We start from the raw sequence: 12919 nt of genomic DNA on the forward strand, positions 1-12919 counted from the left end.
GGAGCGAATCATGAATCAACACGACTGGGCCAGCTACATCGGCCATATGGAGCAGATACTGCAACTGGAACTGGATGACGCCCGCCGCGCTGAACTGCTGATCCAGCTGTCGCGTATCGCGGAGATGGCCGCGCCGCTGATGGCGTTTCCGCTGGATGACCGGCTTGAAGTGGCAGGAGTATACCAGGCATGAGATTAGGTGACGTTTCGATTCAGACCCTGCAGCAGGCGATTCAGCAGGGTGAAATCAGTGCGCTGGAAGTGGCAAAGCAGACGCTGCAGGCGGTTGAGCAGCACAATCCGGCGTTGAATGCCTGGACGGAAATGACCGGGCCGCGCATGTTAAAAGAAGCCAGTGCGATTGATGCGCAGCGGCAGCGCGGCGAAACCCTGCCACCGCTGGCGGGCATCCCGTATGCGGTAAAAAACCTGTTTGATGTGGCGGGGCACACTACCCTGGCCGGTGCCAGCCTGTTCAGCGATCGGCCTGCGGCACGTGCAGATGCGTTTGCCGTCGATAAACTGCGTCGCTCTGGTGCGCTGCTGTCGGGCATGCTGAACATGGATGCCTACGCGTATGGTTTTACCACCGAAAACAGTCACTACGGCGCGACGCACAATCCGCGCGATCTCAGCCGTGTGGCTGGCGGCTCGTCAGGCGGTTCGGCGGCTGCCGTGGCCGCCGGTCTGGTCCACTTTTCGCTGGGCACCGACACCAACGGTTCCATTCGGGTGCCCGCGTCGCTGTGCGGTATTTTTGGTCTTAAGCCGACCTTTGGCCGGTTGTCACGCAGCGGCAGCCATCCGTTTGTTGCCAGCCTCGATCACATCGGTCCTCTGGCGCGACGGGTTGAAGACCTGGCGCTGGTATATGATCTGTTGCAGGGCGCAGACCCTACCGATGTGTTTCAGGCCGCTCACCCGCTGGCCGCGACGCTACCGGGGCTGTCACAGGGCAGCGAAGGCTTGCGCTGCGGCGTACTGGGTGGCTTTTTTGCCCGCTGGTGCGATGAGGATGCCCGCGCTGCCGTCGCGGTGGTCGCGGCTGCACTTGATGCACAGGAAGAGGTGCTGATGCCGGACGCTGAGCTGGCACGCTCGGCGGCGTTTATCATGACCGCGGCAGAAGGCGGCAATCACTATCTGCCCGCCCTGCGCCAGATGCCTGAGCAGTTTGAACCTAATTCACGCGAGCGTCTGCTGGCCGGTGCCATGATGCCAGGTGCCTGGTACGTGCAGGCGCAGCGTTTCCGCCGCCATTTCCAGCAGCAGGTGTTGCCGCTGTTTGATCGGTTTGATGTGCTGATAGCGCCGGCGACACCCTGCAGCGCGATCACCATCGGTCAGCAGACCCTGTCGATTCAGGGGGAATCGCTGCCCGCTAAGGCGAGCATGGGTATGCTGACGCAGCCAATCTCCTTTCTGGGATTGCCGGTCTGTACCGTGCCGCTGGCGACCCGAAACGGTCTGCCGATTGGATTACAGCTTATCGCCCGTCCGTTTAATGAAGAGGCGGTGTTACGTGCCGCCTGGGAACTGGAACAACGCGGCATGACGATACCGCAAATCAATATGGCTGGAGCCTGATGAACAGAGAGATTAATTTACCGCAGGTGGTCACCGAGGTGACGGCGCAGTTTTACCGCTACGAGCAGGCGCTGGTCAGCAATGACGTGGCCGAACTGGATGCGTTGTTCTGGCACGACCCGCGAACCGTGCGTCTCGGCGCGGGTGAGAATCTGTATGGCATTGATGAGATTCGGGCCTTCCGCGCCGCGCGTCCTTCAGCCGGGCTGAACCGGACGCTACGAAACACCGTGATCACCACCTTTGGCGAGGATTATGCGGTCTGCAGCACCGAATTTACCCGCACCGGCAGCGATAAAATTGGCCGCCAGCAGCAGACCTGGGTACGCATGCCACACGGCTGGTGTATCGTGGCGGCGCAGGTCAGCCTGATGAGCTGAAATCGTCCGGCGCTTCGCCCGATCAAGGCGGGGCGAGCGCCGGAACCGACTTAAGGTGCCGGATGCGTATTGATCCAGTGGTCAGCGATCTGCTGACGGGTGCAGATCCAGACATCCTCATGCTGCTGGATATGATCGAGAAAATTCTGCAGCGCGCGGAATTTGCCAGGACGACCCAGCAGGCGGCAATGCATACCGATCGACATCATCTTTGGTGCGGTTTCACCCTCTTCATACAGCACATCGAAGCTGTCGCGCAGATAGGTGAAGAACTGTTCGGCGGTATTAAATCCCTGCGGCGAGGCAAAGCGCATGTCATTGCACTCCAGGGTGTAGGGGATAATCAGGTGCGGTTTAACCGTTCCATCCTGACAGGTGACCTGGGTCCAGAAAGGCAGATCGTCGCCGTAGTAGTCACTGTCATAGCTGAAACCGCCCTGCTCCACCACCAGCCGCCGGGTATTCGGGCTGTCGCGGCCGGTGTACCAGCCGGTCGGCGCTTTACCAAACAGATCGACCAGCACATCGACCGCCTGCTGCATATGCTGGCGTTCGGTTTTTGCATCCATGCCCTGATAGTGGATCCAGCGCCAGCCGTGACTGACCACATCGTAGTCAGCCTGTTTAATTGCCTCGACGACTTCCGGATGACGCGCCAGCGCCATCGCCACGCCGAAAACCGTTAACGGCAGACCGCGTTTCTGGAATTCGTTGTGGATGCGCCAGAAACCGGCGCGTGAGCCGTACTCATACAGCGACTCCATCGACATGTGGCGATCGGGATAGCTGGCTGCCCCGATGATGTCGGAGAGGAACTGCTCTGAGCCGGTGTCGCCGTGCAGCACGCTGTTTTCTGCGCCCTCTTCGTAGTTCAGAACAAACTGCACCGCCACACGGGCGTTGTTGGGCCAGGCGGCGTGCGGTGGATGAGCGCCATAACCGATTAAATCGCGCGGATAGTTTTTATTAAAGCTGTACTCTTTCTTCTCTGCAGCGTCAGTCATCACTCCACCTGTTTTGATTCGGGAAAGTTCCGTTAGTTTAGATGCTGAAACGCACCTGAGAGAGGTTTCTGCAAAGGCCAGGCCAGATCACCATGTTTGCTGGTGCCAAAACCAAGCGCCACCAGCGACTCTACCATTTTCACCGCCGCGCTGACGCCATCGATGACTGGCAGTCCCAGCTCCCGGGTCAACTCCCCGGCCAGCGTCGCCATCCCGCCACAACCCAGCACAATCGCCCCGCTGCCATCTTCCCGCTTCGCCTGTATACAGCGCTGCCGTACTTTTTCCTGCGCCAGACCGCTGCCATCTTCCAGCGCCAGTACCGGCAGATCGATGGCATGCAGTGCGGCACAGTGATGGGTAAAGCCATACTGCTGCAGCAGATGACGCGCAATCACCAGGGTGCGCGGCAGCGTGGTGACAATAGAGAAACGCGTCGCCAGCAGCGTGGCGGTATGCATCGCCGCTTCCGCGATGCCGATCACAGGTCCGCTGGCCAGCTCGCGTGCCGCCAGTAAACCCGGATCGCCAAAGCAGGCAATGACGTGGCCGCTGACGCCCTGCGCTCTGCCCAGTTTAATCTGCTCCAGCACGCCGATGGCGGCGATCGCCTCATCGAAGTGCCCTTCAATGGAGGGTACGCCCTGCGACGGCGAAACAGCCAGAATTTCGGTGCCCGGTGCGGCGACTGCACGCGCGGCCTGACCGATAGTTTCGGTCATCGCCAGGCTGGTATTAGGGTTAATAACCTGAATCAGGCTCATGAGGCAGCTCCAGAGCCTGCGGCAAATAGTCGGGAAAAGTCGGGCAGCGTTTCCCCGCTGCGTTCGAAGTGCAGGCTGGAGACGATGTGCTCGAAGTGATGCTGCAGCGCCTGCGTCAGCGGCTGCAGCGCACGCGCGCGCAGTAACTGAAGCAGATTCGCATGATCGTCACAGCGGCAGCCACGCTGCCAGGGTGCGCCATAGGCGGCGATCACCAGCGATGAGCGCTGCGTCAGGCTGGTCACCATGCCGGTGAGCACCTGATTTCCGGAGATCGCCTGCAACTGTATATGAAACGCCGCTGACAGCCGGATGGCTGCCGGGCCATCATGATCGGCGTGCGCCTGATTCTCCTGCGCGATGAGCTGCTCCAGCGCCACCAGATGCGGGGGCTGCAGATGGGTCAGTACCGCTGGCAGATTAGCGCACTCCATTAAACTGCGGGTTGAGAAGATATCCCGCGCCTCTTCAACGCCGGGTGTGGAGACCTGCGCACCACGTTTGGGCGTCAGGGTGACCATTTGCACCGCCGCGAGGCGTTGCAGCACTTTGCGGATGCCGGTGCGGCTCACACCGAAGACCCCGGAAAGCGCCTCTTCCGGCAATTTACTGCCCGGCGGCAGCTGATGCTCAACAATGGCATTCATCAATGCCTGGTAAATCCCTTCATCTTTATCCTGCAGCCTGGTGGCGTCTCGCTGTCCTGTTTTACTCGTCATTACCCGCTCCGGTCGCTTGCTGTACGCCACATATCGTATACGTGAAAAATAAATATTGTATACAAGAAAAGAGATCTGGCCTGGATCCTGCAATACCGCCTTACCAGATTATTCATTCCACTCTCGGGTAGAGGAGCAGGTTTCATGCCAAATCAATCAACGGTGGCCAGCACGGCCTCTGAAGCCAACGCCCGTTACAGCCCTCGGCTCTGTAACGACGACCTGGCACCGACTCGCGATCAGAACTGGTCGTGGTACAACATTTTTTCTTTCTGGATGTCGGATGTGCACAGCATGGGCGGCTATGTGGTGGCCGCCAGCTTCTTCACGCTGGGATTAGCCAGCTGGCAGGTGCTGCTCTGCCTGCTGGCGGGGATCTGCATCGTGCAGATCTGTGCGAATCTGGTGGCGAAACCGAGCCAGATGGCGGGCGTACCCTATGCGGTGATCTGCCGTCAGGCATTTGGGGTGTTTGGTGCCAATATCCCGGCGGTGATACGCGGCCTGATCGCGTTCGCCTGGTATGGCATCCAGACCTATCTCGCGGCGAATGCGCTGATGCTGGTACTGCTGAAGTTCGCGCCGTCGCTGACGTCGATGACCGTGCCGCACTGGCTTGGTCTTTCGCTGCTGGGCTGGTGCTGCTTCGGCATTATGTGGTTACTGCAGGCAATGGTGTTCTGGCATGGCATGAACGCCATCAAACGGTTTATTGATGTCGCCGGACCGGCGGTCTATGTGGTGATGGTGGCGCTGGCGGGCTGGATTGTATACAAGACCGGCTTCGATGGGATCTCGTTTACCCTCACCAGCAAATCGCTTACCGCAGGCGAGCAGACGTGGCAGATGATTACGGCGACGGCGCTGGTGGTCTCTTACTTCTCCGGGCCGCTGCTGAACTTCGGTGACTTCTCACGCTACGGCAAAAGCATGTCAGAGATCCGTCGCGGCAACCGCTGGGGACTGCCGTTTAACTTTCTGCTGTTCTCCGTGGTGACGGTAGTGATTGTGTCGGGCACCCAGTCGCTGTTTGGCAAAATGATTACCGATCCCATCGAAACCGTGAGCATGGTCGGCAACGATCTGGCGGTCGCGATTGGATTGCTGACCATGATTACCGCCACCATCGGCATCAATATCGTGGCGAACTTCGTCTCACCCGCTTTTGACTTCTCTAACTGTTCACCGCAGAAAATCAGTTTCCGTACCGGCGGGATGATCGCCGCGGTGGGGTCGGTGCTGTTAACGCCGTGGAATCTGTTCCAGTCTCCTGAGCTGATTCACTACACGCTGGATGTGCTGGGATCGTTTATCGGGCCGCTGTTCGGGATTCTGCTGACCGATTTCTATCTGATTAAACGTGGACGTATCTCGGTCGACGATCTGTTTAACGATACGCCAGCAGGCCGTTACTGGTATCGCGGTGGCTTTAACCCTAAAGCGATTGGCGCACTACTGCCATCGGTGGCGATTTGCCTGGTGATTAGCTTTATCCCTTCCCTGCATCAGGTGGCGAACTTCAGCTGGTTTATTGGCGCCGGTCTGGCGGCAGGCTGCTATCGCTTTATCGCCCGTGAAGATCGTGAGGCGGAGGAGGTAGCCCGCTGGCAAGGCGAGGTGATGGCGCAGAAGAACCAGGCCGCCGCGGAATAGCAGACAGCAAAAAGCCGATTCATTTCTGAATCGGCTTTTTTAAAGAGATTGGCGGAACGGACGGGGCTCGAACCCGCGACCCCCTGCGTGACAGGCAGGTATTCTAACCAACTGAACTACCGCTCCGCGCTTTGTTCCCCGTCGGGAACGAGGCGCATAGTAATGGCAGCCTGTTGCGGCGTCAACGCTTTTTCCAGGCGAACAAATCGTTTGCTGTTTTTTTCAGCTTGCCGTTGATTTTATCCACAAAAATGCGCAATTCAGCCGCGCCACAGGCAGCTGCCACCCTTTTTCATCACCAGATCCAGACGTGACTCGTGGGCAACCACTTCCTCTTCGCTGGCCGTGACCACGCGTAGTGCAGAGGTGGGACGCACGATCCGCTGGATGCTCTCTCCCTGCGCCTGTCGGGCGCTTTCACTTTCCGATAAAAAGGAGAGTGAGGTCTGCCCGCCTGTCATCGTCAGGAACACTTCAGCCAGAATCTCGGCATCGAGCAGTGCGCCGTGCAGGGTTCGTTTGCTGTTATCTATTTCGTAACGCGAGCAAAGCGCATCAAGGCTGTTGCGCTTGCCGGGAAACATACGGCGCGCCAGCGCCAGACTGTCGGTGATTTTGCAGAAGGTTTCGGTTTTCTCAATGCCGCGGTTCAGCTTTGAAAACTCGTAGTCCATAAAGCCGATATCAAACGGGGCGTTATGGATTACTAATTCAGCACCGCGAATGTAGTCGAGAAACTCATCGGCGATCTCGCTGAACGCAGGCTTGTCAGCCAGAAACTCATCGGCAATGCCGTGTACGCCAAAGGCTTCGGGATCGACCAGCCGATCGGGCTTAAGATACATATGGAAATTGTTACCGGTCAGGCGACGGTTAATCACCTCTACCGCACCAATTTCAATGATGCGGTGCCCCTCATAATGTACCCCGATCATGTTCATGCCGGTGGTTTCAGTATCGAGAACGATCTGGCGGTTATTTGCAGTGCTCATAAGACCCGTTTTATGTCAGACTTAGCGTTTTTGAGAGGAAGTCTACCAGAGATGCGCAAACAGGTAGAAATATTCACCGATGGATCCTGTCTTGGAAATCCCGGTCCCGGCGGTTATGGGGCGATTTTACGCTACGGTCAGCATGAGAAAACCTTCAGCGCAGGCTATCACCTTACCACCAATAACCGGATGGAGCTGATGGCGGCGATTGTCTCACTGGAAGCGCTGACCCAGCCGTGCGATGTGGTGCTCAGTACCGACAGTCAGTATGTGCGTCAGGGAATTACCAGCTGGATCCATAACTGGAAAAAGCGTGGCTGGAAAACCGCCGACAAAAAGCCGGTGAAGAATGTCGATCTCTGGCAGCGTCTCGACTTAGCACTCAGCACCCATAAGATTCAGTGGGAGTGGGTTAAAGGCCATGCCGGACATCCGGAAAATGAGCGCTGCGACGTGCTGGCCCGCAGCGCGGCTGAAAATCCCGCTTTTGAGGATATTGGTTATAAAACCGAATCCTGATCCTCTGCCTGCCGGAACTGGCGTGTGGCATTGACCGTCTGACGGATCTTGCTGGTGCTCATACTCTTCCTGGCCCGGGTCGGCAGCAGAGGGAAGGTGCGCTTACGTGCCACCACAATATTCAGACAGCCCAGCGCCGGTAAGTGGGCGCTGATCAATTTTCCGCCCTGCCGATGCCACGGCAGCACCTGAAATCGGGTGCGCCAGACCACCTCATAATTCAACAGTCCCAGCCAGTCGATTAACCGCACCTGGCTGAACATCCGTCCGCTCCAGGGGGCTTTGCGGTTCAGGCCCGGCACCATCTTACTCACGCCGAGCAGGCTGAAGGGATTGAAGCCGCTGATAATCATCCAGCCATCATCAATTAACACCCTATCCACTTCACGTAACACCCGGTGAGGATCCTGGCTCCAGGCGAGCGTATGGGCCAGCAAACAGGCATCGATCGACTTCGACTCAAACGGCAGTTGCATCGGGTCAGCCAGCACCTGTAACAGCTCCCCTTCCCTGCCAACATTGACCTGATGTGAAATAGCACAGTTTTCGGTGTTGATTTCTGCGCTGAGGTTGCCAAGCTTAAGCATATGAAAGCCATAAAGCTTTCCGAGGTAAGGCTGAAGCTGCTGCGTTAGCGCGTCGCGGAAATAATCTCCCCACGGCATATCGCGCCATGACAGCGGTGCGTTCAGAATCTGGCGTGATTTAGCGGGCTTCATGCTTTACGCTCTTCCTTTTCCTACGACCTGCGAGAGGTGATGATGAATCTTACCAGTATTCCTGCGTTGCAGGACAACTACATCTGGACGCTGACTGATGATGACGGTAAATGCCTGATTGTCGATCCCGGCGAAGCCCAACCGGTGTTAGAAAAAATGGCCTCCAACGGCTGGCAGCCGGTGGCTATTCTGCTGACTCACCACCATAACGACCACACGGGCGGAGTGAAAACACTGTGCGAGCATTTCCCTCAGCTTGAGGTATATGGTCCCCAGGAAACTGCGGCTAAAGGGGCCAGAACGATAGTCAGCGAAGGCGATAGGGTCACGGTTCTGGGCCTGACGTTTGAGGTGATCCATACCCCTGGTCACACTTTAGGACATATCTCATATTACAGCTCACCTTATCTTTTCTGTGGTGACACACTCTTTTCGGGCGGTTGCGGACGGCTTTTTGAGGGCACGGCAGAGCAGATGTATGACTCCTTTCAAAAGCTTAACCAGCTTCCAGGTGAAACATTAGTCTGCTGCGCACATGAATATACTTTATCCAATCTGAAGTTTGCTGCGGCTATTCTGCCCCATGACCCACAAATAACGGCCGAATATCAGAAAATTAAGGACTTACGCGCTGAAAATGGCATTAGCTTGCCCACAAAACTGGCGCACGAACGGACAATAAATTTATTTCTTCGCACGCAAGACATTGATTTACAAAGGGCATTAAACGTTAACGTTACTGATGAACCCGTATGGCGTTCATTTGCCGTTCTACGCGAGAAGAAAGACGCTTTTTGATTTTTCGGGTTGTGTTGTGAAAAGTCGTCACGTATAGTTGCTCGTCTTTTAAGCGAACTATTGACACACACATGAAGGCTAAAGCGATCTTACTCGCCTCAGTCTTGCTGGTAGGATGTCAGGCGTCCAGGAACGATGCCAATATCCCGGTACAGCATGCACAGAGTCTGTCTTCAGCTGGTCAAGGTGAAAATGGAAAGTACGGAGACGAGTTTTTGTCGCCGCGATGGCAGGAAGATGGAACTGGCCTCGCAGCAGACGCAGATCTCTGGAGTTTCATTAGTGACGAGTTGAAGATGGGGATTCCGGAAAACCCGGCAATCCGCGAACAAAAAAGTAAATTTTTAAAAAATAAGAGCTATCTCCACGATGTAACATTACGGGCAGAGCCGTACATGTACTGGATAGTCGAGCAGATACAGAAACGTAAAATGCCGATGGAACTGGTACTGCTACCCATAGTGGAGAGCGCTTTTGACCCCCGGGCAACTTCATCCGCCAATGCCGCTGGTATCTGGCAGATTGTTGCTGCAACAGGTCGAAACTATGGTTTGAAACAGAACCAGTATTACGATGGGCGACGTGATGTGGTCGCATCCACGAAAGTTGCGCTGGATATGATGCAGCGTCTTAACACCATGTTTGACGGCGACTGGTTATTAACCATCGCAGCGTACAACAGTGGTGAAGGACGTGTACTCAAAGCGATAAAGCAGAACAAGGCGCGCGGTAAGCCGACTGACTTCTGGCATTTATCGCTGCCACGCGAAACGACCGTGTATGTGCCTAAAATGTTAGCTCTGAGTGAACTGCTCAAAAATAACAAGCGTTACGGTATCAAACTGCCGACACCTAATGAAAGTCGTGCTCTGGCGCGAGTGGAAGTGGGTCAGCAGATACAGCTGACGCAGGCTGCCGAAATGGCGGGTATGTCGCTCACGAAATTAAAGAGCTTCAATACTGGTTACAAAGGCGGTGCAACAGCGCCAAACGGCCCACACTATATTATGGTGCCGAAGTCGAACGTCGCGAAACTGCGTAACTCACTGGCTTCCGGTGACATCGCAGCGGTACAGCCTACTCAGCTTGCGAAAGCCAGTGCGAGTGGCGGGTACAAAGTGCGGCGGGGTGATACGCTCTCTGGTATCGCTTCAAAACTTGGCGTTAGCGTCTCGACACTGAAGCAGGATAACAACCTGCGCGGTGCTGATATCCGACCAGGTCAGACTCTGACCATTGGTTCGAATGGCACCCGACTGGCTGATAACGGCAACAGCATCACCTATCGTGTTCGTAAGGGTGATTCTCTTGACAGTATTGCCCGTCATCACGGCGTCAATATCAAAGACGTGATGCGCTGGAACAGTGTGCTGGACAGTGCGAAAGATATTCAACCCGGCGATAACTTAACGCTGTTTGTGAATAATAACGCAACACCTGATACCTGATACGTTGAAAAGGCTGACATTTGTCAGCCTTTTTCTTTTATTCATCCGCCACCGTTTACTCATCTGCCGGACTTTCCTCCCCTTTGCAGGCTCGCTTAATGCACCGGACTAGCTTCCTGAACTGAACTCCACCAGTAAGGGGTTATGGTCGGACGCGCGCGTCACCAGTACGGATGCCTCACTCACCCTGAGATCGCGATAGAAGACGAAATCCAGTGGGCGACCAAAGGCTTTACGGCGGTGATCGGCAGTAAACATCACCTCTTCCAGCTTCATTCGCTGTGCAAAACGGTAGAGAGCATTGATACGTTGACGGCTCCAGGCATTGAAATCCCCGGCCATAATCACCGGCCCCTGGTGATGCATGATCTGCTCCCCGATTGGCCCCAGCTGTTTACTGTAGACGTCGACGCCCAGGCTGAAATTTACCGCATGGATGTTCACGACCATCAGCATTTCCCCCGCGGGCAGCGGATACGCCGTGACCAGAGCCGATTTTGACAGTCTCAGCAGAGGCTCACGCTCACGCAACGGGCAGCAATAGACCGGGTGCGCAGAGGCGAGCGTCATCACCCCAGAGGGATGCTGAGGCAGCACAAAGGCAGGCACCTGATCGGCAGCGAGATAATTACTGGTGGCAAACTCCACCAGTTCAGGTGTGGTCTGCGCTTCCTGCAGTAATACCAGGTGCGCATCTTTACCAAATCCTTCCAGTACCGACATCCAGTCTGCGCGCTGCTGCTTGAAGATGTTCCATACCAGAACTTTGAGGTTTGGATGCGCGGGCAAGGGTGCTCCGGGTGGCAGTGCCTGACCGAGATGGAGCATCGCGCCCGGTGGAAAGATCTGTTCCACTGGTTGTCCTGCTACATATCGCATTGCATAAGTTTTTTTGCGCACTTTCCCGCCTGGCTGATGATTCAAAATACAGTTAACACCTGTCTGTTATAGGGATTTTAGACCGGGGTTTCAATGGATGCAGGTGAATGTCAGAATTCATCACCTTTTCCAGAATAAAGCAGCCCTTTTACGTTCGCTAAGCTAAACGAGGCAGATCAGGCGGTGACATCCCCGATGTCATCATTAATGGCTCCTGTACTGGTTATAACAGCATTATCAGTCATAAACTGGCTTAATGGCCATGTGGCTGCACGGAGGAAGAATGAAGGCATCTTCTGATGAACTAAAAGTGTTTGTCAGCGTAGTAGAAAGTGGAAGTTTCAGTCGCGCTGCTGAACAGCTGAAGATGGCTAACTCTGCCGTCAGCAGGACAGTTAAAAAGCTGGAGAGCAAGCTGGGTATTGCCCTGCTGACCCGCACAACACGGCAGCTGGCGCTTACGCAGGAAGGCGAACGCTATTTTCGCCATGTTCAACGCTTTTTACAGGAGATGACCACGGCAGAAAGCGATTTAATCGAGAGTTTACAGGCGCCTAAAGGACTACTGCGCGTTGATGCCGCGACGCCGGTGATTCTGCATTTGCTGATGCCGATGATTAAACCTTTTCGTCTGCGCTATCCTGACGTGACTCTTTCTTTGATCTCCTCAGAGAGTTTTATCAATCTGATTGAGCGGAAAGTGGATATCGCCATTCGTGCCGGCAATCTCACCGACTCAACGCTGCGCGCCCGACTGCTGTTCAGGAGCTTTCGCAAGATTGTGGCTTCACCCGCCTATCTCCGTGAGCATGGGACACCGCAAACGGTGGCTGAGCTGGATAACCATCACTGTCTTGGCTTTGATGATTCCCCACGACTCAATCGCTGGCCCGTCTCCCGTGAAAGCGGCGAACTCTATGATATTAGCTGGGCTATCTCCTCTAACAGCGGAGAGACGATTAAGCAGCTCTGTCTTACCGGTAATGGTATTGCCTGCCTGTCGGACTATATGATCGATCGTGAAGTTGCTGAGGGAAAACTGGTGGAAGTGTTGGCCGATCAGCGTCTGCCGGTCGAAATGCCCTTCCATGCTGTTTACTACAGTGATATTGGCGTAAGCCAGCGTGTACGCGCTTTTATCGATTTTCTGAGTGAGTGGACAGCTGATCAGCCGTGGCGTACCTGAAGTCTACAGGGGCAGGCCTGATCGGGGTCTGCCTGCACACAATTGGGAGGAGTGGGATCGATCGCAGGATTATCGCTTCAGATTCAAAGAATTAGCAATCGTTAAAATGATCCGGATGATCGAAGAGAATCAGTGCGGTGTATTTTTCCGTGTTGAATTTGCTGCAATGGAAAAAGCCCTGACCGTTAAGTCAGGGCTTTCCAATTAAGTGGCGGAACGGACGGGGCTCGAACCCGCGACCCCCTGCGTGACAGGCAGGTATTCTAACCAA

General features: G+C 55.4%; 14 protein-coding genes and 1 tRNA gene. 8 read left to right on the top strand and 7 right to left on the bottom strand.

The features are described 5' to 3' along the window. Nucleotides 1-10 precede the first annotated feature (10 nt). From hpxX to hpxZ, 3 genes are read left to right on the top strand one after another with little or no spacing between them, the layout of a single operon-like run. Entirely contained in the window at nucleotides 11-193 is a 183-nt protein-coding gene (gene hpxX, locus EPG66_RS07790; protein ID WP_003852562.1) for an oxalurate catabolism protein HpxX, read from the top strand. Continuing rightward, nucleotides 190-1587, top strand: coding sequence for an AtzE family amidohydrolase (locus EPG66_RS07795; protein ID WP_069025854.1), 1398 nt, complete (start codon nucleotides 190-192; stop codon nucleotides 1585-1587). Before hpxX ends, EPG66_RS07795 begins: the two co-directional genes overlap by 4 nt. Further along, nucleotides 1587-1967 carry an oxalurate catabolism protein HpxZ gene (gene hpxZ, locus EPG66_RS07800; RefSeq protein WP_010255141.1) on the top strand — a complete coding sequence of 127 codons (381 nt, stop codon included), beginning with the start codon at nucleotides 1587-1589 and terminating at the stop codon, nucleotides 1965-1967. Before EPG66_RS07795 ends, hpxZ begins: the two co-directional genes overlap by 1 nt. A 50-nt stretch (nucleotides 1968-2017) precedes the next feature. On the opposite strand, the gene puuE is transcribed toward hpxZ, so the two are convergent. Genes puuE through EPG66_RS07815 form a run of 3 tightly spaced genes read right to left on the bottom strand, consistent with a single transcriptional unit; the run spans nucleotide 2018 to nucleotide 4454 of the window. Then, a complete protein-coding gene (gene puuE / locus EPG66_RS07805; protein ID WP_010255138.1) occupies nucleotides 2018-2971 on the bottom strand; it encodes an allantoinase PuuE in 954 nt (317 codons plus the stop codon). A 32-nt stretch (nucleotides 2972-3003) separates the two neighbouring features. Next, entirely contained in the window at nucleotides 3004-3735 is a 732-nt protein-coding gene (gene hpxA, locus EPG66_RS07810) for an allantoin racemase (RefSeq protein ID WP_010671141.1), read from the bottom strand. Then, nucleotides 3732-4454, bottom strand: a complete 723-nt coding sequence (locus EPG66_RS07815) for a GntR family transcriptional regulator (RefSeq protein WP_069025852.1) — start codon at nucleotides 4452-4454, stop codon at nucleotides 3732-3734. Before EPG66_RS07815 ends, hpxA begins: the two co-directional genes overlap by 4 nt. Nucleotides 4455-4598: 144 nt before the next feature. Here EPG66_RS07815 and EPG66_RS07820 point away from each other — a divergent pair, with 144 nt between their 5' ends. Next, a complete protein-coding gene (locus EPG66_RS07820; protein WP_064704536.1) occupies nucleotides 4599-6107 on the top strand; it encodes an NCS1 family nucleobase:cation symporter-1 in 1509 nt (502 codons plus the stop codon). A 49-nt stretch (nucleotides 6108-6156) separates the two neighbouring features. Here the strand turns inward: EPG66_RS07820 and EPG66_RS07825 are convergent. Both EPG66_RS07825 and dnaQ read right to left on the bottom strand, forming a co-directional pair. Then, nucleotides 6157-6233, bottom strand: a tRNA-Asp gene (locus EPG66_RS07825). 134 nt (nucleotides 6234-6367) lie between these two features. Continuing rightward, nucleotides 6368-7099, bottom strand: coding sequence for a DNA polymerase III subunit epsilon (gene dnaQ / locus EPG66_RS07830; protein ID WP_031590446.1), 732 nt, complete (start codon nucleotides 7097-7099; stop codon nucleotides 6368-6370). A 51-nt stretch (nucleotides 7100-7150) separates the two neighbouring features. Here dnaQ and rnhA point away from each other — a divergent pair, with 51 nt between their 5' ends. Then, nucleotides 7151-7618: a ribonuclease HI gene (gene rnhA, locus EPG66_RS07835; protein ID WP_010255125.1), complete on the top strand. Its 468-nt coding sequence runs from the start codon at nucleotides 7151-7153 to the stop codon at nucleotides 7616-7618. Here the strand turns inward: rnhA and EPG66_RS07840 are convergent. Further along, complete coding sequence (locus tag EPG66_RS07840) at nucleotides 7600-8337, bottom strand: class I SAM-dependent methyltransferase (RefSeq protein ID WP_039389512.1); 738 nt, start codon at nucleotides 8335-8337, stop codon at nucleotides 7600-7602. The genes rnhA and EPG66_RS07840 overlap by 19 nt on opposite strands. Before the next feature lie 42 nt (nucleotides 8338-8379). On the opposite strand from EPG66_RS07840, the gene gloB reads away from it, so the two are divergent. Both gloB and mltD read left to right on the top strand, forming a co-directional pair. Beyond that, nucleotides 8380-9135, top strand: coding sequence for a hydroxyacylglutathione hydrolase (gene gloB, locus EPG66_RS07845; protein WP_069026573.1), 756 nt, complete (start codon nucleotides 8380-8382; stop codon nucleotides 9133-9135). 71 nt (nucleotides 9136-9206) lie between these two features. Then, nucleotides 9207-10583, top strand: a complete 1377-nt coding sequence (gene mltD, locus EPG66_RS07850; RefSeq protein WP_022625195.1) for a murein transglycosylase D — start codon at nucleotides 9207-9209, stop codon at nucleotides 10581-10583. Between the two features lie 108 nt (nucleotides 10584-10691). Here the strand turns inward: mltD and EPG66_RS07855 are convergent, their stop codons facing one another. Beyond that, complete coding sequence (locus EPG66_RS07855; protein WP_031590451.1) at nucleotides 10692-11483, bottom strand: endonuclease/exonuclease/phosphatase family protein; 792 nt, start codon at nucleotides 11481-11483, stop codon at nucleotides 10692-10694. Nucleotides 11484-11745: 262 nt separating this feature from the next. Between EPG66_RS07855 and yafC the strand changes: the two genes are divergently transcribed. Continuing rightward, nucleotides 11746-12648 (top strand): DNA-binding transcriptional regulator YafC, encoded by a 903-nt coding sequence (gene yafC, locus EPG66_RS07860; protein ID WP_031590452.1) that lies wholly within the window; start codon nucleotides 11746-11748, stop codon nucleotides 12646-12648. Nucleotides 12649-12919 lie beyond the last annotated feature (271 nt).

It is taken from the genome of Pantoea pleuroti (genome assembly GCF_014156615.1).
GTDB lineage: Bacteria > Pseudomonadota > Gammaproteobacteria > Enterobacterales > Enterobacteriaceae > Pantoea > Pantoea agglomerans.